Source organism: Pseudomonas sp. ArH3a (assembly GCF_022648765.1).
Taxonomy (GTDB): domain Bacteria; phylum Pseudomonadota; class Gammaproteobacteria; order Pseudomonadales; family Pseudomonadaceae; genus Aquipseudomonas.
Window position 1 is genome coordinate 5,184,369 of sequence record NZ_CP080330.1, and the last position, 19,742, is coordinate 5,204,110.

General features: G+C 61.4%; 20 protein-coding genes. 10 read left to right on the top strand and 10 right to left on the bottom strand.

From position 1 onward, the window contains the following. The first annotated feature begins 100 nt into the window (after positions 1-100). From K0P33_RS23690 to hemN, 4 genes are all read left to right on the top strand, one after another. Positions 101-2,551: a heavy metal translocating P-type ATPase gene (locus K0P33_RS23690; protein WP_242151804.1), complete on the top strand. Its 2,451-nt coding sequence runs from the start codon at positions 101-103 to the stop codon at positions 2,549-2,551. Between the two features lie 22 nt (positions 2,552-2,573). Next, positions 2,574-2,786, top strand: a complete 213-nt coding sequence (ccoS, locus tag K0P33_RS23695) for a cbb3-type cytochrome oxidase assembly protein CcoS (protein WP_017735332.1) — start codon at positions 2,574-2,576, stop codon at positions 2,784-2,786. After that, complete coding sequence (locus K0P33_RS23700) at positions 2,779-3,462, top strand: sulfite exporter TauE/SafE family protein (protein WP_094949604.1); 684 nt, start codon at positions 2,779-2,781, stop codon at positions 3,460-3,462. The genes ccoS and K0P33_RS23700 overlap by 8 nt, the downstream gene beginning before the upstream one ends. A gap of 103 nt (positions 3,463-3,565) precedes the next feature. After that, the gene (gene hemN / locus K0P33_RS23705; RefSeq protein ID WP_242151809.1) at positions 3,566-4,948 is read left to right on the top strand and encodes an oxygen-independent coproporphyrinogen III oxidase; all 1,383 of its coding nucleotides are present in this window, start codon (positions 3,566-3,568) and stop codon (positions 4,946-4,948) included. A gap of 6 nt (positions 4,949-4,954) precedes the next feature. Here the strand turns inward: hemN and K0P33_RS23710 are convergent, their stop codons facing one another. Then, complete coding sequence (locus K0P33_RS23710; RefSeq protein WP_094949635.1) at positions 4,955-5,419, bottom strand: hypothetical protein; 465 nt, start codon at positions 5,417-5,419, stop codon at positions 4,955-4,957. A 153-nt stretch (positions 5,420-5,572) separates the two neighbouring features. Here K0P33_RS23710 and fnr point away from each other — a divergent pair, with 153 nt between their 5' ends. Both fnr and K0P33_RS23720 read left to right on the top strand, forming a co-directional pair. Then, positions 5,573-6,307 carry a fumarate/nitrate reduction transcriptional regulator Fnr gene (fnr, locus tag K0P33_RS23715; RefSeq protein WP_242151813.1) on the top strand — a complete coding sequence of 245 codons (735 nt, stop codon included), beginning with the start codon at positions 5,573-5,575 and terminating at the stop codon, positions 6,305-6,307. Positions 6,308-6,388: 81 nt separating this feature from the next. Further along, entirely contained in the window at positions 6,389-6,937 is a 549-nt protein-coding gene (locus K0P33_RS23720; RefSeq protein ID WP_242151816.1) for an adenine phosphoribosyltransferase, read from the top strand. 123 nt (positions 6,938-7,060) lie between these two features. Here K0P33_RS23720 and K0P33_RS23725 read toward each other — a convergent pair whose 3' ends face one another. The 5 genes from K0P33_RS23725 to dnaX form a co-directional block, all read right to left on the bottom strand. After that, positions 7,061-8,209, bottom strand: a complete 1,149-nt coding sequence (locus K0P33_RS23725) for an acyl-CoA dehydrogenase family protein (protein ID WP_242151819.1) — start codon at positions 8,207-8,209, stop codon at positions 7,061-7,063. 189 nt (positions 8,210-8,398) lie between these two features. Further along, positions 8,399-9,001 carry a recombination mediator RecR gene (gene recR / locus K0P33_RS23730; protein WP_094949599.1) on the bottom strand — a complete coding sequence of 201 codons (603 nt, stop codon included), beginning with the start codon at positions 8,999-9,001 and terminating at the stop codon, positions 8,399-8,401. A 66-nt stretch (positions 9,002-9,067) separates the two neighbouring features. Further along, positions 9,068-10,102, bottom strand: coding sequence for an NADP-dependent oxidoreductase (locus tag K0P33_RS23735; RefSeq protein ID WP_094949598.1), 1,035 nt, complete (start codon positions 10,100-10,102; stop codon positions 9,068-9,070). Between the two features lie 194 nt (positions 10,103-10,296). After that, positions 10,297-10,635 carry a YbaB/EbfC family nucleoid-associated protein gene (locus K0P33_RS23740; RefSeq protein WP_094949597.1) on the bottom strand — a complete coding sequence of 113 codons (339 nt, stop codon included), beginning with the start codon at positions 10,633-10,635 and terminating at the stop codon, positions 10,297-10,299. 44 nt (positions 10,636-10,679) lie between these two features. Next, positions 10,680-12,749: a DNA polymerase III subunit gamma/tau gene (dnaX, locus tag K0P33_RS23745; RefSeq protein ID WP_242151822.1), complete on the bottom strand. Its 2,070-nt coding sequence runs from the start codon at positions 12,747-12,749 to the stop codon at positions 10,680-10,682. A gap of 133 nt (positions 12,750-12,882) precedes the next feature. Here dnaX and K0P33_RS23750 point away from each other — a divergent pair, with 133 nt between their 5' ends. After that, positions 12,883-13,644 carry a transporter substrate-binding domain-containing protein gene (locus K0P33_RS23750; RefSeq protein WP_094949595.1) on the top strand — a complete coding sequence of 254 codons (762 nt, stop codon included), beginning with the start codon at positions 12,883-12,885 and terminating at the stop codon, positions 13,642-13,644. Between the two features lie 54 nt (positions 13,645-13,698). Further along, complete coding sequence (locus K0P33_RS23755; protein ID WP_242151825.1) at positions 13,699-14,070, top strand: VOC family protein; 372 nt, start codon at positions 13,699-13,701, stop codon at positions 14,068-14,070. Here the strand turns inward: K0P33_RS23755 and K0P33_RS23760 are convergent. Beyond that, positions 13,984-14,943, bottom strand: coding sequence for a DMT family transporter (locus K0P33_RS23760; RefSeq protein ID WP_242151828.1), 960 nt, complete (start codon positions 14,941-14,943; stop codon positions 13,984-13,986). The genes K0P33_RS23755 and K0P33_RS23760 overlap by 87 nt on opposite strands. A gap of 102 nt (positions 14,944-15,045) precedes the next feature. Between K0P33_RS23760 and K0P33_RS23765 the strand changes: the two genes are divergently transcribed. Continuing rightward, a complete protein-coding gene (locus K0P33_RS23765) occupies positions 15,046-15,909 on the top strand; it encodes a LysR substrate-binding domain-containing protein (RefSeq protein WP_094949592.1) in 864 nt (287 codons plus the stop codon). A gap of 60 nt (positions 15,910-15,969) precedes the next feature. After that, on the top strand, positions 15,970-16,872 hold the full coding sequence (locus K0P33_RS23770; protein ID WP_242151831.1) for a DUF2167 domain-containing protein: 903 nt from the start codon (positions 15,970-15,972) through the stop codon (positions 16,870-16,872). Between the two features lie 57 nt (positions 16,873-16,929). Here the strand turns inward: K0P33_RS23770 and K0P33_RS23775 are convergent, their stop codons facing one another. From K0P33_RS23775 to K0P33_RS23785, 3 genes are all read right to left on the bottom strand, one after another. Further along, entirely contained in the window at positions 16,930-17,520 is a 591-nt protein-coding gene (locus K0P33_RS23775) for a hypothetical protein (RefSeq protein ID WP_094949590.1), read from the bottom strand. A gap of 1 nt (position 17,521) precedes the next feature. Beyond that, positions 17,522-18,568, bottom strand: a complete 1,047-nt coding sequence (locus tag K0P33_RS23780) for an N-acetylmuramidase family protein (protein ID WP_242151833.1) — start codon at positions 18,566-18,568, stop codon at positions 17,522-17,524. Between the two features lie 156 nt (positions 18,569-18,724). Beyond that, positions 18,725-19,726 (bottom strand): N-acetylmuramidase family protein, encoded by a 1,002-nt coding sequence (locus tag K0P33_RS23785; RefSeq protein ID WP_242151835.1) that lies wholly within the window; start codon positions 19,724-19,726, stop codon positions 18,725-18,727. Positions 19,727-19,742 lie beyond the last annotated feature (16 nt).

Genomic DNA, 19,742 nt, shown 5'->3' on the forward strand with positions numbered 1-19,742 from the left:
TGACGCTCTGCGTCACAACAGCGGACGCGGAGCGTCCAGCGAGGCGTTACCACGCAGAGCGTGGGAGCGATCATCGGACAGCCGACTAAGATCTATACCCATGAGCACCCCAACCCCCTGCTACCACTGCGCCCTGCCCGTGCCGCCCGGCAGCCGGTTTACCGCCGTAATCCTCGGCGAGCGCCGCGAACTCTGCTGCCCGGGTTGCCAGGCGGTGGCCGAGGCCATCGTGGCCGGTGGCCTGGAAAGCTATTACCAACACCGCAGCGAAGCCTCAGCCAACCCCGAGGCGCTGCCGGTGCAACTGGTCGATGAACTGGCGCTGTACGACCGCGCCGATGTGCAAAAACCCTTTGTGCGCCACGACGGCGACCTTGCCGAAACCATCCTGTTGATGGAAGGCATCAGTTGCGCCGCCTGTGGCTGGCTGATCGAGAAACACCTGCGCAGCCTGCCCGCTGTGGCCGAGGCGCGGCTGAACCTGTCCAACCACCGCCTGCACGTGCGCTGGGCCGACGGGCAATTGCCGTTGAGCCAACTGCTCAGCGAGCTGCGCCACATCGGCTATGCCGCCCACCCTTACCAGGCGGATCGCGCCGCCGAGCAACTGGCTGGCGAGAACCGTCTGGCCCTGCGCCAACTGGGTGTGGCAGGGTTGCTGTGGTTCCAGGCGATGATGGCGACCATGGCCACTTGGCCGGAATTCAATGTCGACCTGAGCCCCGAGCTGCACGTGATCCTGCGCTGGGTGGCGATGTTTCTGACCACGCCCATCGTCTTCTACAGCTGTGCACCCTTCTTCAAAGGTGCCCTGCGTGACTTGCGCACGCGCCACCTGACCATGGATGTGTCGGTGTCCTTGGCGATTGGCGGCGCGTACCTGGCGGGCATTTGGACCGCCATCACTGGCGTCGGCGAGTTGTATTTCGACGCAGTGGGCATGTTCGCGCTGTTCCTGCTGGCCGGCCGCTACCTGGAGCGCCGAGCGCGGGAACGCACGGCCGCCGCCACCGCGCAGTTGGTCAACCTGTTACCCGCCTCGTGCCTGCGCCTCAAACAGGATGGCCAGAGCGAACGCATTCTGCTCAGCGAATTGGCCGTGGGTGACCGCGTATTGGTGCATCCCGGCGCGGTATTGCCTGCGGACGGGGTGATCCTCGATGGCCAGTCGAGCGTTGATGAATCGCTGCTCACCGGCGAGTACCTGCCGCAACCACGCCACGTGGGCGATGCGGTCACCGCCGGCACGCTCAATGTCGAAGGCGCGCTGACCGTCGAGGTGCGCGCCTTGGGCCATGACACACGCCTGTCCGCCATCGTGCGCCTGCTGGAACGCGCCCAGGCCGAGAAACCGCGCCTGGCGCAAATCGCCGACCGTGCCGCGCAGTGGTTCCTGTTGTGTTCGCTGATCGCCGCCGTATTGATCGGCCTGTTGTGGTGGGAGCTGGACGCGTCGCGGGCATTTTGGATTGTGCTGGCGATGCTGGTAGCGACCTGCCCGTGCGCGCTGTCGCTGGCCACGCCGACCGCCCTCACCGCCGCCACCGGCACCCTGCACACACTCGGGCTATTGCTGACCCGTGGCCATGTGCTGGAAGGCTTGAACCAGATCGATACGGTGATTTTCGACAAGACTGGCACGCTGACGGAAGGTCGCCTGGCGTTACGTGCGATCCGGCCCTTGAGCGCACTGAACAGCGATGAATGCCTGGGCCTCGCCGCCGCCCTCGAAAACCGCTCCGAACACCCGATTGCCCGCGCCTTCGGCCGAGCGCCGCTGGCGGCCGAAGAAGTCCTGAGTTTCCCCGGCCTGGGCCTGGAAGGCTGCGTGGGTGAGCGCCCGTTGCGTATCGGCCAGCCCGGTTTTGTCTGCGAACTGAGCGGTTGCCCGATCCCCGCGTCACCGGACGAGGCCGGCCAATTGCTGCTGCTCGGCGACCGTAACGGCGCCCTCGCCTGGTTTGTGCTCGATGACCGCCTGCGCAGCGACGCGCCTGCCCTGCTGGCCGCGTGCAAGGCGCGGGGCTGGCGCACGTTGCTGCTGTCGGGGGACAGCTCGCCGATGGTCGCCAGTGTCGCCGCCGAATTGGGCATCGACGAAGCTCACGGCGGCCTGCGCCCCGACGACAAGCTGCAGGTGCTGCAACAACTGCACAAGGAAGGCCGCAAGGTGCTGATGCTCGGCGATGGCGTCAACGATGTGCCGGTGCTCGCCGCCGCCGATATCAGCGTGGCGATGGGTTCGGCCACCGACCTGGCAAAAACCAACGCCGATGCCGTGCTGCTGTCCAACCGCCTCGACGCGCTGGTGCAGGCGTTTACCCTGGCGCGGCGCACGCGGCGGGTAATCATCGAAAACCTGCTGTGGGCCGGGCTGTACAATGGCCTTATGCTGCCGTTTGCGGCGCTCGGTTGGATCACTCCGATCTGGGCGGCGATCGGCATGTCCCTCAGCTCGTTGACCGTGGTGCTCAACGCCTTACGCCTGACTCGCCTGCCGAGCGCGCCGGCTAAAAGCGCCACTTTAGTAAACCGCCCGTTGCCGGCTTGAGCCGCGCGGGCATGGAGTGCAGATGCCAGCTCTATACGTGATGATTCCGGCGGCGCTGCTATTAGTGGGCGTGGCCATTTACATCTTCTTCTGGGCAGTGGACAGCGGCCAGTACGACGACCTCGACGGCCCTGCCCACAGCGTGCTGTTCGACGACCAGGACCCGAATCACTTGGCGGCTGTCGACGAAGCCAACGGGCCAGAGCAACCGCCCAAAGACCCGCCCCATGCTTGAACTGGCGCCGCTGCTGGTCTCCGCACTCATCCTCGGCCTGCTGGGCGGCGGCCACTGCTTGGGCATGTGCGGTGGGCTGATGGGCGCGCTGACCCTGGCGATCCCCAAGGAGCAACGCAGCCGCCGCTTTCGCCTGCTGCTGGCGTACAACCTGGGTCGCATCCTCAGCTATGCCGCTGCCGGGTTATTGATCGGCTTGGCCGGCTGGGCGGTGGCCAACAGCCCAGCGGCGATGTTCATGCGCGTGCTCGCCGGCTTGCTGCTGATCAGCATGGGCCTGTACCTGGCCGGCTGGTGGAGCGGGCTCACCCGTATTGAAAGCCTCGGGCGCGGCCTGTGGCGCTACATACAGCCCGTCGCCAACCGTTTGCTGCCGGTGTCCAGCCTGCCGCGCGCGTTACTGCTGGGCGCGCTGTGGGGCTGGCTGCCGTGCGGGTTGGTCTACAGCACGCTGCTGTGGGCCGCGAGCCAGGGGAATGCGTTGGACAGTGCATTGCTGATGCTGGCGTTTGGGCTGGGCACGTGGCCGGTGTTGCTGGCTACCGGGCTGGCCGCCGAGCGCGTTACGGCGTTGTTGCGCAAACGCAGTGTGCGCGTGGCCGGGGGACTGTTGGTGATCCTGTTCGGTATCTGGACGTTGCCAGGTCCACACCAGCACTGGCTAATGGGCCACTAAAAGGCCATGTGGCATAGCGCCGCTCCCCGTTGATGCAAATCAAGATGCCATACCCGCCACGCCCCTAGACTCGGCCCACTAGCCAATCCCGGGGACCGCCCGCATGCTCGACGCCATTCGTTGGGACACAGATCTTATTCACCGTTACGACTTGGCGGGGCCGCGCTACACGTCCTACCCCACCGCCGTACAATTCGACAGCCAGGTCGGCACTTTCGACCTGCTCCATGCCCTGCGCGACAGCCGCAAGGCCGTGCGTCCCTTGTCGCTGTATGTGCACGTGCCGTTCTGCGCGAACATTTGCTACTACTGCGCCTGCAACAAGGTCATCACCAAGGACCGTGGCCGCGCCCAGGCCTATCTGCAACGCCTGGAGCAGGAAATCCAGCTGGTAGCCTGCCACCTCGACCCGAAACAACCGGTGGAGCAGTTGCACTTCGGCGGTGGTACGCCGACCTTTCTCAGCCACGACGAACTGCGCCAGTTGATGGCAAGCCTGCGTCAGCATTTCAACTTACTCGACGATGACTCGGGCGACTACGGCATCGAGATCGACCCACGTGAAGCCGACTGGGCAACCATGGGCCTGCTGCGCGAGCTAGGCTTCAACCGCGTGAGCATCGGCCTGCAGGACCTCGACCCCGAGGTCCAGCGCGCGGTCAACCGCTTGCAAAGCCTGGAAGAAACCCGCGCAGTGATTGATGCGGCGCGCACCCTGCAATTTCGCTCGATCAACATCGACCTGATCTACGGCTTGCCCAAGCAAACGCCGATCAACTTCGCGCGCACCGTTGAAGAAGTGATCAACCTGCAACCGGATCGTTTGTCGGTATTTAACTACGCACACCTGCCGGAACGTTTCATGCCGCAGCGGCGCATCAACACCGACGACCTGCCCTCCCCGGCGGAAAAACTGTTGATGCTGCAAACCACCATCGAGCAGTTGACCCGCGCCGGCTATCGCTACATCGGCATGGACCATTTCGCCCTGCCGGATGATGAGCTGGCCATCGCCCAGGAAGAAGGCACGCTGCAACGCAACTTCCAGGGCTATACCACCCACGGGCATTGCGACTTGATTGGCCTGGGCGTGTCGGCGATCAGCCAGATCGGCGACCTGTACTGCCAGAACAGCAGCGACCTCAACCACTACCAGAACGCCTTGGCCGGCGCGCAACTGGCTACCAGCCGTGGCCTGGTGTGCACCACGGACGATCGGTTACGGCGTGAGGTCATTCAGCAGTTGATCTGCAATTTCAGCCTGAGATTCGAGCAGGTCGAACAGACTTTCAATATCGATTTTCGCGGCTATTTCGACGAACTATGGCCGCAACTGGAGACAATGGCCGCAGACGGGCTGATCGAACTGGACGCACAGGGCATTCGCGTACTGCCCGCCGGGCGCTTGTTAGTGCGCTCGGTGTGCATGGTGTTCGATGCCTACCTGGAGCATCAGAACAGGCAGCGATTCTCGCGGGTGATCTGAGGGCAGTTACTTCATTGCCAGGCTGGCGGTCTTGGCCGCAGTCTCAGCGCTCATGTCTTTCATCGCCTTGGACAGGGACGCCTGGGCAGTGCCCAGCGCGCTCTGCAGCCCAGCCAAGGCAGATTGCAGGCTGGCCGCCTTGGCCTGGGCCTGCTCAGGGCTAAGACTTCTGTCAGCCATCACCGCAGCCATTTCGGCTTGTTTCTCGGCAATCTGTTTTTTGATCTCGCGAATCATCTTCAGCAGATTTTTGACGGTGTCAGACAGGCCGCTGTCGTCAATATCACTGTTAGACGTTTTTTCAGCCGCTGCCGCTTTCATCGCCGCACCGGAAATGGTCACCGACACTGCGGGGTTGGACTCTTCAGCAGCGGGCTTGATCGCGTCGCTCTGAGCTGGCTCTTTTTTGGTCGTCTCGGGCAGCTTCTGAATCAAAGTGCGAGAGGCGAGTTCAGTACTAAGGGGAAGCATCTCTTGAACCTCCGAGTTCATGATCGATAGCTCCTTATCGACTATTTTCTCAAAATCTTTATACCCTGCTGCTTTTTTGTACACGCTGGCCTGATCGCCCCCCAGTGCGTTACCCTTACGTCTTATGTGTGTTTTCCCACAAGGATTTAAGAAATGTCCGAGCCAGCTAAACTGCGCGCTCACAGCCAGGTTCACTGCAAGGATTGCAGCCTGGCTCCCCTCTGCCTGCCACTTTCGTTGAATTTGGAAGACATGGAAGCGCTGGACGACATCGTTAAACGCGGCCGCCCGCTGAAAAAAGGCGAGTTTCTGTTCCGCCAGGGCGACAAATTCGATTCCGTTTATGCAGTGCGTTCGGGGGCATTAAAGACGTTCAGCCTGAGCGACAGCGGCGAAGAGCAGATCACCGGTTTCCACCTGCCCAGCGAACTGGTTGGGCTGTCGGGCATGGACACCGAGATTCACCCGGTGTCGGCCCAAGCGCTGGAGACGACTTCGGTGTGCGAAATCCCCTTCGAGCGCCTGGATGAACTGGCCCTGCAATTGCCACAGTTGCGTCGCCAACTGATGCGCGTGATGAGCCGCGAAATTCGCGACGACCAGCAGATGATGCTGCTGTTATCGAAGAAAACCGCCGACGAGCGCATCGCCACGTTCCTGGTCAACCTGTCGGCACGTTTCCGTGCCCGTGGGTTCTCGGCCAACCAGTTCCGCTTGAGCATGTCGCGCAATGAAATCGGTAATTACCTGGGCCTCGCGGTGGAAACCGTGTCCCGCGTATTCACCCGTTTTCAGCAGAACGAGCTGATTGCCGCCGAAGGCAAGGAAGTACACATCCTCGACCCGATCCAGCTGTGTGCGCTGGCCGGGGGCTCGCTGGAGGTCTGATCCAGACGCTTGCGGCCGCGCCAATCGGCGAGGCCGCAGGTATACTTCGAGTCCGTTTTCCGCTTCCAGGACTCTTCGACGATGACCTTCGATTCGTTCGACATCAAATCCCTGATCCGCCCTGTCATCGACTTCCCCAAGCCAGGGGTGATCTTTCGCGATATCACGCCGCTGTTCCAATCGCCGCGCGCCCTGCGCCTGGTCGCTGACAGTTTTGCCCAGCGTTATGTCGAAGCCGACTTCACCCATATCGGCGCGGTGGATGCGCGTGGCTTCCTGATCGGTTCGATCATCGCCTACCAACTGAACAAACCGCTGATCCTGTTCCGCAAACAGGGCAAGTTGCCAGCTGACGTGCTGGCCGAGGGTTACCAGACCGAATACGGCGAAGCCTTCCTTGAAGTGCACGCAGACAGCTTGTGTGAAGGCGACTCGGTATTGATGTTCGATGACCTGATCGCCACGGGCGGCACCTTGATCGCCGCGGCTAATCTGGTGCGGCGCATGGGGGCGAAGATCTTCGAAGCGGCGGCAATTATCGATTTGCCGGAGCTGGGTGGCTCGCAGCGCCTGGAAGACATGGGGATTCCAACGTTTTGCCTGACGCAGTTTGCGCTGACTGAGCGTTAAAGGTCGTCTGTTAGGGCCTCATCGCGGGCAAGCCCGGCTCCCACATTGGAACGCGGCCACCTGTGGGAGCTGAGGTGCGACGATTCGACTTGCCTGCGATAGCGTTCGAAAGAGCACCACCGATCAAAGCCCCATCTGCTTACTGATGATTTCATTCATCACCTCACGCGTCCCGCCGCCGATGGAGAGGATGCGGTTGTCGCGGTACAGCCGCTCCACCAGACTGCCGCGCATATAGCCCTGGCCGCCGAGAATCTGCACGGCGTCGTAGGTCACGCGGTCAGCGGTGTCGGTGGCCAGGTTCTTGGCCATGGAAATTTCCTTGATCACACTCTTGCCGGCCGCCATCTTCGCCGCCTGGCGGTAGGTAAATTCCCGCGAGACCTCCACCGCAGTGGCCATTTCCGCCAACCGATGCTTGAGTACCTGAAATTTGCCGATGGGCTTGCCGAAGGCTTCGCGCTGGGCGGCCCACGTGAGGCTTTCCTCCAGCGCCAGCTGCGCGGTCATATTGGCCATCAACGCCAGGGCCAGGCGCTCGCTCTGGAAGTTGCCCATGATGCAGGCAAAGCCCATGTTCTCGACGCCGATCAGGTTGCCCACTGGCACCTTGCAATTATCGAAGAACAGTTCAGCCGTGTCCGACGCCCACCAGCCCATTTTCTTCAGCGGTTGGCCGACAGTAAAACCCGGCGTGTCTTTTTCGATGAGCAATAAGCTGATGCCGCCAAAGCCCGGCCCGCCGGTGCGTACAGCCACGGTGTAGAAATCGGCACGGATGCCGCTGGTGATAAAGGTTTTACTGCCACTCACGCGGTAATGCTCACCGTCACGGGTGGCGCGGGTTTGCAGGTTGGCCACATCGGAGCCGCCACCGGGTTCGGTCACGGCCAGGGCGATGATCTTTTCGCCGGCCAAGACCTGGGGCGCAACACGCTCACGCACCTCGGGGCGCGCCCATTTGACGACCGGCGGCAGGCCGATATCCAGCGAACCCAGGCCGGCTACCACACCGCCGGAACCGCAGCGCATCAATTCTTCGCTGGCGGCGACCTTGGCGAACAGATCACCTTCATGGCTGCCGCCCAGGCTTTCGGGGTAACCGATGCCCAGGATCCCCGCCGCACCGGCCTTGAGGTACAGCTCACGGGGAAAGCTTTCGGCCTCCTCCCATTGCTCGATGCCCGGCAACATCTCGCGCTCGACAAAACGGCGCACGCTGTCGCGGACCAATTGGTGGCTGGGGTCGAAGTAGTCCTGATAGGCAGACATCGGCAAGCTCCACGGTGAGGTGGAGCGAACTTACCAAGCGCTTGCTTGGTTTTCAAGAGCTCACTTGCAACACAAAACCAATGTGGGAGCTGGCTTGCCTGCGATAACGGCGTGTCAGGCGACATCACTGTCCCTGATCCACCGCCATCGCAGGCAAGCCAGCTCCCACATTTTGGACTGTGCTGTTCTTTAAAGCGCGATCGGTTTGCGACCCGCAAACGAATGCGCCAACGTCCCGCCATCCACCAACTCCAGCTCACCACCCAACGGCACGCCATGGGCGATACGCGAGGTGATCAAGCCTTTATTGCTCAGCAACTGGGCGATGTAATGCGCGGTTGCTTCACCTTCCACGGTCGGGTTGGTCGCCAGGATCACTTCGGTGAACGTGCCCTGTTCTTCGATACGCGCCACCAGTTGCGGAATGCCGATCGCCTCTGGCCCCAGGCCGTCCAGCGGCGACAGGTGCCCTTTGAGCACAAAGTAGCGCCCGCGATAACCCGTTTGCTCCACCGCGTACACGTCCATCGGCCCTTCGACCACACACAGCAGCGTGTCATCGCGGCGTGTGTCAGCGCATTGCGGGCAAAGGTCTTCTTCGGTGAGGGTGCGGCACTGGCGGCAGTGGCCCACACCGGTCATGGCCTGGCTCAAGGCCTGGGCCAACCGTGTGCCGCCACTGCGATCACGCTCCAGCAGTTGCAGCGCCATGCGCTGGGCGGTTTTCTGGCCCACGCCTGGCAAGGTGCGCAGGGCGTCGATCAGTTGGCGAATCAGGGGGCTGAAGCTCATGAGCGAATGGTCCGACAAAACAACGAGACGCGGTTTATACCCGCGCCTCGGATTAGCGTCAAATGGTCAATCCTGCGCGACGCGTACCACCAACTTGCCGAAGTTGCGCCCCTCGAGCAAACCGATAAAGGCCTCGGGCGCCTGCTCCAGGCCGTCGACCACGTCTTCGCGGAACTTGATCTTGCCATCGCGCACCCATGGCGCCATGGCGCTGAGGAATTCCGGCTGGCGATCGCCATAGTCGTCAAACACGATAAAGCCCTGGATGCGCACGCGCTTGGTCAGCAAGGTGCGTTGCAGCGCCGGCAAGCGGTCAGGCCCGCTGGGCGCTTCATGGGCGTTGTAGCCGGCGATCAAGCCGCACAGGGGCACCCGAGCCTTGGGGTTAAGCAGCGGCAGCACCGCGTCGAACACCTTGCCGCCGACGTTTTCGAAATAGATATCCACGCCTTCGAAGCACGCCAGGGCCAGCTCATTGGCGAAGTTGGCGCTCTTGTGATCGATGCAGGCGTCAAACCCCAGCTCGTCCACCACGTAGCGGCACTTGTCCGCGCCACCGGCGATCCCTACCACACGCAAGCCCTTGAGCTTGGCCACCTGACCCACCACTGAACCCACTGCACCAGACGCCGCCGCGACCACCAGGGTTTCCCCGGCCTTGGGCTGGCCGATGTCCATCAGGCCCATGTACGCGGTCATGCCCGGCATACCCAGCACACCCAACGCCATCGACGGGCTGAGCAGGCCCTTGGGCACCGGCATCAGGTTGCGGCCATCGCAAATGCTGTGGCTTTGCCAGCCGGTGGAGCCGACCACCAGGTCGCCCACTGCAAATTTCGGAGACCGCGACTGCTCGACACGGCTGACAGCGCCACCGGTCATCACTTCGTCGATTTCCACCGGCGCGGCGTAGGACGGTGCGTCGCTCATACGGCCGCGCATGTACGGGTCGAGGGACAAGTACAGCGTTTTCAAGAGGACCTGACCGTCTGCCAGCTCCGGCAGATTCACACGCTCCAGGCGAAAGTTTTCCGGGGTCGGCGCACCTTGCGGGCGCGAGACCAGGACGATGCGCTGGTTGAGAATTGGTTCTTGAGGCATGAGGAGGCTCCTTTATCGAATCCATCGGTATAGGGTGCAGACCACGCTGACTCGACCGAGGTTCAGCTCGAGTGACGTACTGGGGCCGCTTCGCAGCCCAACGCGGGCGGTGCGCCGATTCGACAAGCCCGCTCGCCACAGACAAAAATGCCAGGCGCGACGCCTGGCATTTGAGTCTAGCTATTGGCTGCCGATCAGAACGGCAGCTTCATGCCCGGCGGCAGTTGCATGCCAGCGGTCACGCCGGACATTTTGTCCTGGCTGTTGGCTTCGATCTTGCGCACGGCATCGTTGACGGCCGCGGCGAACAGCGCTTCAAGCATTTCCAGGTCATCTTCGCTGGTGCCTGGCAACACGCTTGGGTCGATGCTCACGCGCTTGATGTCGTGACGGCCGGTCATCACCACGCTGACCATATCGCCACCGGCTTTACCGGTGACTTCGGCGTTGGCCAGTTCTTCCTGCATCTTGGCCATCTTTTCCTGCATCTGCTGTGCCTGCTTCATCAGGCCGGCCATGCCACCTTTCATCATGGGAATCACCTCAAAAGTACGTGGATCAAGTTAGTAGCCCGGTGTTATGACGCTGCCACCGGGGCTTCGACAGGTTCAATAGTATCGTGACGGACGACCGCACCGAACTGTTGCATCATTTGCTGGATAAGCGGATCCGCCTGGATCGAATTTTCTGCGTCACGCTGGCGGTTGATGCGTCGGCGTGACGCGGCCTGGGCCGGGGTTTCCTGCTCAGGCTTGATCAACTCGATGGCGACGGTCAGCGTGCGCTCATGGTACTGGTTCAGCGCGTCGTTGAGCCGGCGCTGCTGGGTCGCGTTGAACAGTGCGCTGTGAGCCGGGTCCAGGTGCAACAGCCAGTGGTCGCCATCGATGGCTATCAAGGTGCAGTTGGCCGCGATGCTGCCGGTCATGCCGGAGATCGGCAGTTTCGGGAACAACTCCAGCCACTGCAACGCCAGGCCGGTGGCCGGGGCCGCAGCGGGTTCGGCTTCGGGCTCAGGCGCCGGTTCAGCGGTGTGCTCGCTGGCCAGGTCGTCCAGGTAGCTGTAGGCCGAATCTATGTCCGGCTCGATGTAGTCTTCGTCCAGCGGTGGCTCGTCGTCGAGGTCAATACCTGGGGTGGCGGCTTCGACTTGGGCAACGGTCGGCTCCGGCACTGGGGCGGACACCCACTCGGGCGCGGCGGGCACCACACTGTCCGGCGTCGGCGTTGGCATTGGCGTCAAGTCGGGCTGTTCACCGGCTGTCTCAAGCACCGGCTCAACGAAAGGCTGCAGTTCGGCTTCGGCCTCTACAGGCTCGTTCCACGGCAAATCGACCACCGCGGCCAGCTCGGGCTCGGGCTCGATCACCGGTTCCGGTGCGACCACAGGCGCGACAGCTACAGGCTCGGGCTCGGGCTCAGGCTCAGGCACAACCGGCGCAGGCGCAGGCGCAGCCACTACTGGCGCAACCACCGCCGCGCCAGCCACTGGTTTGGCGGAATCAACTGTGGCCTGGCTGATCCCCACTGGCTTTAGCGGCTGTCTCGGTGCGTCTGCCGTATCAGCCGGCCGGAACGCCAGCATTCGCAGCAGGACCATTTCAAAGCCACCGCGCGGGTCCGGTGCCAGGGGCAAGTCCCTGCGACCGATCAGGCCCATTTGGTAGTAGAACTGCACGTCTTCGGCCGGCAATGCCTGGGCCAACGCCAATACGCGATCGCGGTCGCCATGGCCGTTGTCGACACCCTCAGGCAAGGCCTGGGCGATGGCGACGCGGTGCAGCACATTGAGAATTTCCGAGAGCACGCCGTTCCAGTCCGGGCCTTGCTCCGACAAGTGGCGCACGGCCTCGAGCAACGCCTTGGCGTCGCCTTCGATCAGCGCGTGCAGCACGTCGAAGACTTGCCCGTGGTCGAGGGTGCCGAGCATAGCGCGCACATCGGCGGCCATGACCTTGCCTTCACCAAAGGCGATGGCCTGGTCGGTGAGGCTCATGGCATCGCGCATCGAACCATCGGCAGCGCGGCCGAGCAACCACAGGGCGTCGTCTTCGAACGGCACGTTCTCGACACCCAGCACGTGGGTCAAATGCTCGACCACACGCTCGGGGGTCATATTTTTCAGGGAGAACTGCAGGCACCGCGACAAAATCGTTGCAGGAAGTTTCTGCGGATCAGTGGTGGCCAGGATGAATTTGACGTAGGGCGGCGGCTCTTCCAGGGTTTTCAACAAGGCGTTGAAGGAATGGCTGGAGAGCATGTGCACTTCGTCGATCAGGTAGACCTTGAAGCGGCCACGGCTCGGCGCGTACTGCACGTTGTCGAGCAGCTCGCGGGTGTCTTCGACCTTGGTGCGGCTGGCGGCGTCGATCTCGATCAGGTCGACGAAACGCCCTTCATCGATTTCCCGGCACACCGAACAGGTGCCGCAAGGCGTGGAGGTGATGCCGGTTTCACAGTTCAGGCATTTGGCGATGATGCGTGCAATGGTGGTCTTGCCCACCCCCCGAGTACCGGTGAACAGGTAGGCGTGGTGCAGCCGTTGGCTGTCCAAGGCATTGATCAGAGCCTTGAGCACATGGGTCTGGCCGACCATTTCGCGGAACGAGCGCGGACGCCATTTACGTGCAAGAACCTGATAACTCATCGAAAACCGTCGCAACTGGGAAGCGGAAGCCGGTAATGCTAGCGGAGCAAGGGGGAAATTGCATCCGGCACGCTCGTCTAATCTGACTAAGCTTGCCTGAATGGCCCCACAAAGGCCTGAACCCGGAGAGTGTATGCGCGTAGTCCTGGGCGCCTTATGGATGATTTCCCTTGCCAGCCTCGCGGCACCCGCGCCGTTGCGCTTCTCGGTTTCCGACAGCTGGGGGATGCCCATGGCCCAGATTGAGGACAACCGGCCGACCCAGGGCATTTTGTATGACGTGATGTTAAGCCTGGCCACTCAGGTCGAGCGCCCGGCCGAGTTCCACGTCCTGGCCCGCGCGCGGATCGCCAATGCCATGGAGCACGGCGACATTGATGTGCGCTGTTATGTCGCCCAGGCCTGGGTCGACAACCTGTCCGGTGATTACACCTGGAGCGTGCCGCTGATGGTGCTGCGTAATGTGCTGGTCAGCGCTCGTGAGCAGCCAGTAGAGGTCACCTTGCTGGCCCCTCAGCCAATCGGCACCGTGCTCAATTACCACTACGCCGCCCTCGCCCCCCTCTTCGCCCAAGGCCAACTGACCCGCGACGACTCGCGCAGCGAAGAGCTGGTGCTGCACAAGCTGGTGGCCGGGCGTTTCGAATACGCGGTGATCAACGAATGGATATTGGACCGCTTCAACCTGAAGATGCCCCAGGATAAGCGGCTGCACAAGGTTGCAGTGATCGACGAGCAAAGCCTGGGCTGCATCGTGCGCAATGACCCGAACGTGCCGGTGCAGCGGATCTTGCGCACGCTGTTGCGGATGAAAATGTCCGGCGAAATCGATGACATCATCAAGCTTTACACCGGGGAAGATCCGCAACCCCTGCCGACTCCTGACAAGAACTGACAGCACCGCCTTATAGACTGGGCGCACTTAACCGCCTGTTCTCAAGGAGCCTGCATGAACACCGTCGCCCACTACTTCCTGCTGTATGTCGACAGCCCGGCCACCAGCGCCAACTTCTACAGCCGCCTGCTGGGCAAGCCGCCGGTGGAGCTCAACCCGACGTTTGCCCTGTTCATCCTCGACAACGGCGTGAAGCTGGGGCTGTGGTCGCGGCACACCGTGGAGCCGGCGGCGCAAATGACCGGCGGCGGTAGCGAAGTGGGCTTCTCACTGCCAGACCAGGCTGGTGTCGATGCGCTGCATGATCAATGGGCAGCATGCGGCGCGACGATTATTCAGTCACCGGCCCCTGTGGATTTCGGCTACACCTTTGTCGCCCAGGACCTCGACGGCCACCGGCTGCGCGCGTTCAGCCTGAGCGATTGACCGCCAACGGCCTTCCAGGCTGATGGCCGCGACGCTGGCCAGCACCATCACACCGCCGAGCATCACCTGCACGGCAATGTGCTCACCCAACAGTGTCGCAGCCATCACCATCGCCACTGGCGGAATCAGGTACATCGCCACCGATGCGCGGCTGACCTCGACATGCTTCAACACATACCCCCAGGCCACATACGCCAAGGCGCTGGGAAAGATACCGAGCACCAACACAGACAGGTTTTCCGGCAGCGGTGCCCGCGCTACGGCGGCTGGCAAGCCTGGCAGGTTCACACACAGCATCAGCGTGCCCGCCCACACCATGTAACACGCCATGGTCAGCGGGCTATAGCGATGGGCGTAGTGTTTCTGGATCACGAAGTACAGGCTCCACGACACTGCCGCCACCAGAATCAGCAGACCGCGCGGGTCCATATCCGCCACGCCATGATCGCCCCAGATCACCACCAACACGCCGAGCAGGCCCAGCAACACACAACCCCAACGCCAGGCACTGACCTGCTCCTTCAAGCAGAAAAACGCGATTAATACGCTGAACAGCGGCGCCGACTGCGCCAGCACACTCGACGCCGCCGCCGTCACCCACTGCTGCCCGTAATTGAGGCTGGTGTGGTGCAAAAAAACGCCGAAGAAACCCAGCACCAGCAGCCACGGCATGTCCCGCCAGCGCGGCCGGCCGATGCCCACCACCAAGGCCACGCCGCCCATGAATACCGACGCAATCAGAAACCGCAGCAGCGCCAGCTGGCCGGGGCTGTAGCTGTGCAAGCCCATGTGCACGCCAATCGGCGAATAGGCCCAACAGAGGATGACGCTGGCGATGACTAGCGTAAGCTTTACGGGTGACGGGGTATTCATCGACGGCGTCCGGCAACTGAGAAGGAATGCCGCCAGTCTTGGCCCGGGCACGGCGCAGGACAATTAAGCGTTTCTGACTTCTGAAATCACTGGAACTGAGCAATGGAACTGGCCCAACTGAAAATGGTGCGAGCCGTGGCGCAAACCGGCAGCGTGGCCCAGGCCGCCCTGCACTTGCATTGCGTGCCGTCCAACATCACCACGCGGATCAAGCAGCTGGAAAGTGAGTTGGGCACGCCGCTGTTTATTCGTGCGGGCCGCGGGCTGGCGATCAGTGCCGCCGGTGAGATCTTCCTGGATTATTGCGAACGCATCCTGGCGCTGGTGGACGAATCCAAACGCGCCGTGGACGCCAACGCCATTCCCCGTGGCACCTTGCGCATCGGCGCCGTCGAGTCCAGCGCCAGCGGCCGCCTGCCGCCGCTGCTGGCGGAATACCATCGGCGTTACCCGGACGTCTCGCTCGAACTGGTCACCGGCGCCTGGGCGCAACTGCTGGACGACTTGCAACATCACCGCCTCGACGTGGCGCTGGTGGCCTCGGGTGGCAAACGCGCCAAACTCGAACACAGCGTGGTCTACAGCGAACGCCTGGTGCTGATCGCCAGCGCGTCCAGTGCACCGATCAACAACGCCGAAGACCTGGCCGGGCGCACGTTGCTGGTCTGGCCGCCCGGCTGCCCCTATCGCGCAGCGCTGGAAAACTGGGTCAAGCCCCATGACTTCAAGCCCAGCATCGCCAGCTATGCCAGCTGGGGCACGATCATCGGCTGCGTCAGCGCCGGGATTGGCGTGGCGTTGGCGCCGGAAGGCATCCTGGCCCGCTATGAGCAGGCGAATCAGTTGGCATCTTATCGATTTGAGGAACTGCAGGCCGTGGATAACCTGCTGTTCTGGCACAAGGACACCCAGCGGCACTTGGCACGGGATGCGTTTGCCGGGCTGCTGCGCGAGACGTTTGGCTAACTCACGCAGCGAATTTCAGATATTCTCCCGCGAAATTAATTCAAAATGTAAGGGACTACCATGAATTACCTCCGCACGTTGATGGCGGCGGCCGCGCTGAGCCTGTCTGTCATACCCGCTTTGGCTGCCCCCACGCCTGTGCCCGAAGAAGCCAGCGGACCCGCCGAAACGGCCGAACACTTCCTCGCCTCTCTCAAGCAGAAGACCGGCACAGTCACGCTGCCCAGTGGCATTGCAACCCTCAAGCTCAACAATGAGTTCTACTACCTCGACCCCGCCGACACCGAGCGCTTGCTGACCGATGGCTGGGGTAACCCGCCCGGCTTCAAGACCTTGGGCATGATCGTGCCAAAAGCCGTCAGCCCGTTGTCGGAACGCGGCTGGGGTGTGATCGTCAGCTATAAGGCTGACGGGCACGTTTCCGACGAGGACGCGGCGAAAATCGACTACGCCGAACTGCTCCAGCAAATGCAGGAAGAAGACGAAGAAGACAATAAACAGCGCCAGAAACAAGGCTACGCGGGCCTGCACCTGCTCGGCTGGGCCGAGCCGCCGCGCTACGACGACACCACTCACAAGATGTATTGGGCACGCGAGCTTAAGGCCGACGACGCCCAGCAGACCACCCTCAACTACAGCATCCGCGTGCTGGGCCGTGAAGGCGTGTTGGAACTCAACGCCGTCGCCGCCATGGCCGACCTGGCCACCATCCAGCAGGAAATGCCCAAGGTCTTGGCCTTTACCAACTTTACCGATGGCAACCTGTACACGGACTTCAACCCGAAGACCGACAAACTTGCCACTTACGGTCTGGCGGCTTTGGTCGCGGGCGGGATAGCGGCCAAGGCCGGGTTGTTTGCCAAGATCGGCATATTCCTGCTGGCGGCGAAGAAGTTTCTGGTGATCGGCGTGGTGGCGCTGCTCGCTGTGATCCGCAAGCTGTTCAACCGCAACAAGGCCTGAACCCCGGATATAAAAACGCCGCAACGTGCATAACACGTTGCGGCGTAGAGGGTTGGCTCAGTTTTTTGGTGCAGACAAGCGACTGTATTGATCCTGGCTGATCCAGCCGGTAAACGTATGGTCCTTGGCATTGGTGAACTCAACCTGAGCCCAGCCATCCTTGAAGGCCAGCACCCCGACCACATCATCCTTGACGATGTACGGGTGTTTGCCCGCAGTCTCGCCAGGCTTTTCCAGCAGGGAGGCCTTTTCGGCAGTCACCGTCACCAGGCCGATCCATGGGTTGCTGGCGGTTTGAGTCAGGTCCAGGCCGGTGGCGATTTCCGGCATCAGCACGCTCAGGCAGCCCGGATGCTGACGGCCCTGCTCCACGGTCAGGATCACACCGTCGGATGAAGGCGCGACGCTGCCGGGGTAAGCCTCATCGAGCCAGGTGGTGAGCGCTTCGGGCGGGCCTTGCAGGTAGAACGCGCAGCTGCGAGTCACGCCCTCGCCCAGCTCTTCGGCGTAATAACCTTCGACCTGATGCTGCGGCGTGACCGCCAGCATCAACCCTTCGTACTTACCCGAGTGCAACGCGGTGGCGTCGGCAAACACGGGCGCCACGGCACATAACGACAACACACCAATCGCTAAAAAACGGGTCATCTTATTTCTTCCCTTCCAGTGCTTCGTAGGCCTTTTTGATACGGCTGTCATAGTCGCCGTAATCCTTGCCGTTATAGTTACGCGCCATGGCGACATAGTCTTTGTCTTTCATGGCCTTTATCAACGCCGGGCTTTTGCTGCAAAAACCGAGGAAAGCCTTTAGTTGATTACCGGCATTAATCTTTAATGCCGCCGCGAACTCAAACACCGTCTTGTAACCACAGGAGGTGTAGTTGAACCCCATGATTTGAAACATACCCCAGGACGCCGACATCAACGCCGCTTCCTGGTCCAGGGCAAACGCGGTAGCCATGGTTTCCCACGCCTTGGTCTGATCCTTGTTATTCGCCTGCCACTGCGGGCCGGCCTTTTTCACGTAAGGGTAGGACAGCAACGGGTGCGCCTGGTCGTAGATATGCTTGGTGTATTTGCGAAACAGGTGCCCTTCAAAAGCGATCACCGGCAACTTGGCCGGCCCGAAACCGGAGCGCCCGCCGGATTCCACGGTCGCGAAGGCCTTGATGATATTCACCGAAATACCGCTGCCCAACTGCGTGGCAGCGTTCTGGAAGTCGCTCTCGGTGAGCGTCATCCCCCCGTCACACGTGGCCTGGAGCATCAATTGCCGGTTACGCCGCTCGGCCTCGACCATCGCGCGCATGCGGTCCAGGTACACATTGACCGTGGCCTGCACGGCGTCGCCATTGTTATTGCCGAACACGTTGAGAAAGCTCGGGATGCGCATCGTCGGGAAGGCTTTCACCGGCACCTTCACCGCTTCTTCGATCAGGCTGTTGAAGGTCCGACCCGTGGGGTCGATCACCCCATCGGGGTGCGCGTACTTGAGATGGCGAAACTGATATTGGCTGATGCATTGCACCAACTGGCCGTCGCACTTGCCGTTTTCGGCGAGCGTAAAGCCCATCTTGGGAATGATCAAATTGAATAAATACTGGATGCACTGAACATCGGCAGGCAAGTTGCGCGCTTTACCGGGCGCGCCTACCGATGCACTGATAAGACGGGGCAACCCTTGCAGGCTTTTCATCACAGACATCCTTGTTAGTTAAAGAAGTGATGGCACTTCAATATCAAGCCAGCACACTTGTTACACCTTGAAACAAGTGGCCGGCGCACGCTAACAAGATGCTTTTAAGTTGTCCAGTAGGGGTGTCGAGCGTTGTGAGACAGCCAGCATGCGCGGCTATTTTTTTCGTTCAAACGCCTCAAAAGCTTTTTGGATTCGCTTGTCGTAATCGCCATAGTCGCTCCCATTGTAGTTGCTGGCCATGCCAGCAAAGTCCTTACTCTTCATGGCTTTGAACAAGGCCGGGTTCTTGCTGCAAAACCCGACGAACGCCTTCAATTGCTGGCTGGCATTGAGCTTCATCGCGGCGACAAAATCGAACACGTTCTTGTAACCACAAGCGGCATAGTTAAAACCCATGATCTGAAACATGCCATAGGAGGCCGACATCAGCGCCGCCTGCTGATCCAACTTAAACGCATCGACCAGTGTCCGCCATGCTGTCGCCTGGTCCTTGTTATTGGTCCGCCATTGCATGTCGGCCTTGGTCAGATAAGGGGCCGACAAATGGGGATGGCTCCTGTCGTATTTATTCTTGGTGTACTTGTGAAAGATGTGCCGCTCATACGCGATCATCGGCATTCCCGCTGGCCCGAACCCGGAACGCCCACCGGACTCAACGCTGGCGAAAGCCTTGATGATATTCACAGCAATAGCCCCACCCAACTGAGTGGCAGCGTTCTGATAGTCAGCGTCAGTCAGGTTCACGCCACCATCGCACGTGGCCTGCGTTACCAACTGCTGTTTGTCTGGAACAGCTTGGATCGGCGCCGAGGTGCGCTCAAGGCCCTGATTAACCTTGGCAGCGGGCGTTTCACTGGTTTGGGTATCAAGACTCGCCTTGCGCGCATCCTCAACCAAGCTGTTGAACGTTCGGCCTGCCGGGTCAATCACCCCATCGGGTTTGGCAACCTTGATACGATTTAACTGATATTCGCTGATGCGCTGGACCAACAAGGGGCCGCACTTGCCGTCCTCCACTAACCGCGAAGCGGATTGGGGCGTGATCAGATTAAACAGGCGTTGAATGTTTTGAACATCAGCAGGCACATTGCGGGCCTTGCCTGGCGTGCCAACGGAAGCACTGATAAGACTGGGTAAAGCTTGGAGGCTGGGCATGGCAATCATCCTTGTT

Coding starts and splice junctions, on each gene's coding strand:
- recR (WP_094949599.1), bottom strand. CDS start 9,001: ATGAGCTTCAGCCCCCTGATTCGCCAACTGATCGACGCCCTGCGCACC.
- ccoS (WP_017735332.1), top strand. CDS start 2,574: ATGCCAGCTCTATACGTGATGATTCCGGCGGCGCTGCTATTAGTGGGC.
- K0P33_RS23725 (WP_242151819.1), bottom strand. CDS start 8,209: ATGTCTGCCTATCAGGACTACTTCGACCCCAGCCACCAATTGGTCCGC.
- K0P33_RS23690 (WP_242151804.1), top strand. CDS start 101: ATGAGCACCCCAACCCCCTGCTACCACTGCGCCCTGCCCGTGCCGCCC.
- K0P33_RS23770 (WP_242151831.1), top strand. CDS start 15,970: ATGAATTACCTCCGCACGTTGATGGCGGCGGCCGCGCTGAGCCTGTCT.
- K0P33_RS23700 (WP_094949604.1), top strand. CDS start 2,779: ATGCTTGAACTGGCGCCGCTGCTGGTCTCCGCACTCATCCTCGGCCTG.
- fnr (WP_242151813.1), top strand. CDS start 5,573: ATGTCCGAGCCAGCTAAACTGCGCGCTCACAGCCAGGTTCACTGCAAG.
- K0P33_RS23755 (WP_242151825.1), top strand. CDS start 13,699: ATGAACACCGTCGCCCACTACTTCCTGCTGTATGTCGACAGCCCGGCC.
- K0P33_RS23760 (WP_242151828.1), bottom strand. CDS start 14,943: ATGAATACCCCGTCACCCGTAAAGCTTACGCTAGTCATCGCCAGCGTC.
- K0P33_RS23710 (WP_094949635.1), bottom strand. CDS start 5,419: ATGCTTCCCCTTAGTACTGAACTCGCCTCTCGCACTTTGATTCAGAAG.
- K0P33_RS23720 (WP_242151816.1), top strand. CDS start 6,389: ATGACCTTCGATTCGTTCGACATCAAATCCCTGATCCGCCCTGTCATC.
- K0P33_RS23765 (WP_094949592.1), top strand. CDS start 15,046: ATGGAACTGGCCCAACTGAAAATGGTGCGAGCCGTGGCGCAAACCGGC.
- K0P33_RS23775 (WP_094949590.1), bottom strand. CDS start 17,520: ATGACCCGTTTTTTAGCGATTGGTGTGTTGTCGTTATGTGCCGTGGCG.
- K0P33_RS23740 (WP_094949597.1), bottom strand. CDS start 10,635: ATGATGAAAGGTGGCATGGCCGGCCTGATGAAGCAGGCACAGCAGATG.
- dnaX (WP_242151822.1), bottom strand. CDS start 12,749: ATGAGTTATCAGGTTCTTGCACGTAAATGGCGTCCGCGCTCGTTCCGC.
- hemN (WP_242151809.1), top strand. CDS start 3,566: ATGCTCGACGCCATTCGTTGGGACACAGATCTTATTCACCGTTACGAC.
- K0P33_RS23750 (WP_094949595.1), top strand. CDS start 12,883: ATGCGCGTAGTCCTGGGCGCCTTATGGATGATTTCCCTTGCCAGCCTC.
- K0P33_RS23735 (WP_094949598.1), bottom strand. CDS start 10,102: ATGCCTCAAGAACCAATTCTCAACCAGCGCATCGTCCTGGTCTCGCGC.
- K0P33_RS23785 (WP_242151835.1), bottom strand. CDS start 19,726: ATGCCCAGCCTCCAAGCTTTACCCAGTCTTATCAGTGCTTCCGTTGGC.
- K0P33_RS23780 (WP_242151833.1), bottom strand. CDS start 18,568: ATGAAAAGCCTGCAAGGGTTGCCCCGTCTTATCAGTGCATCGGTAGGC.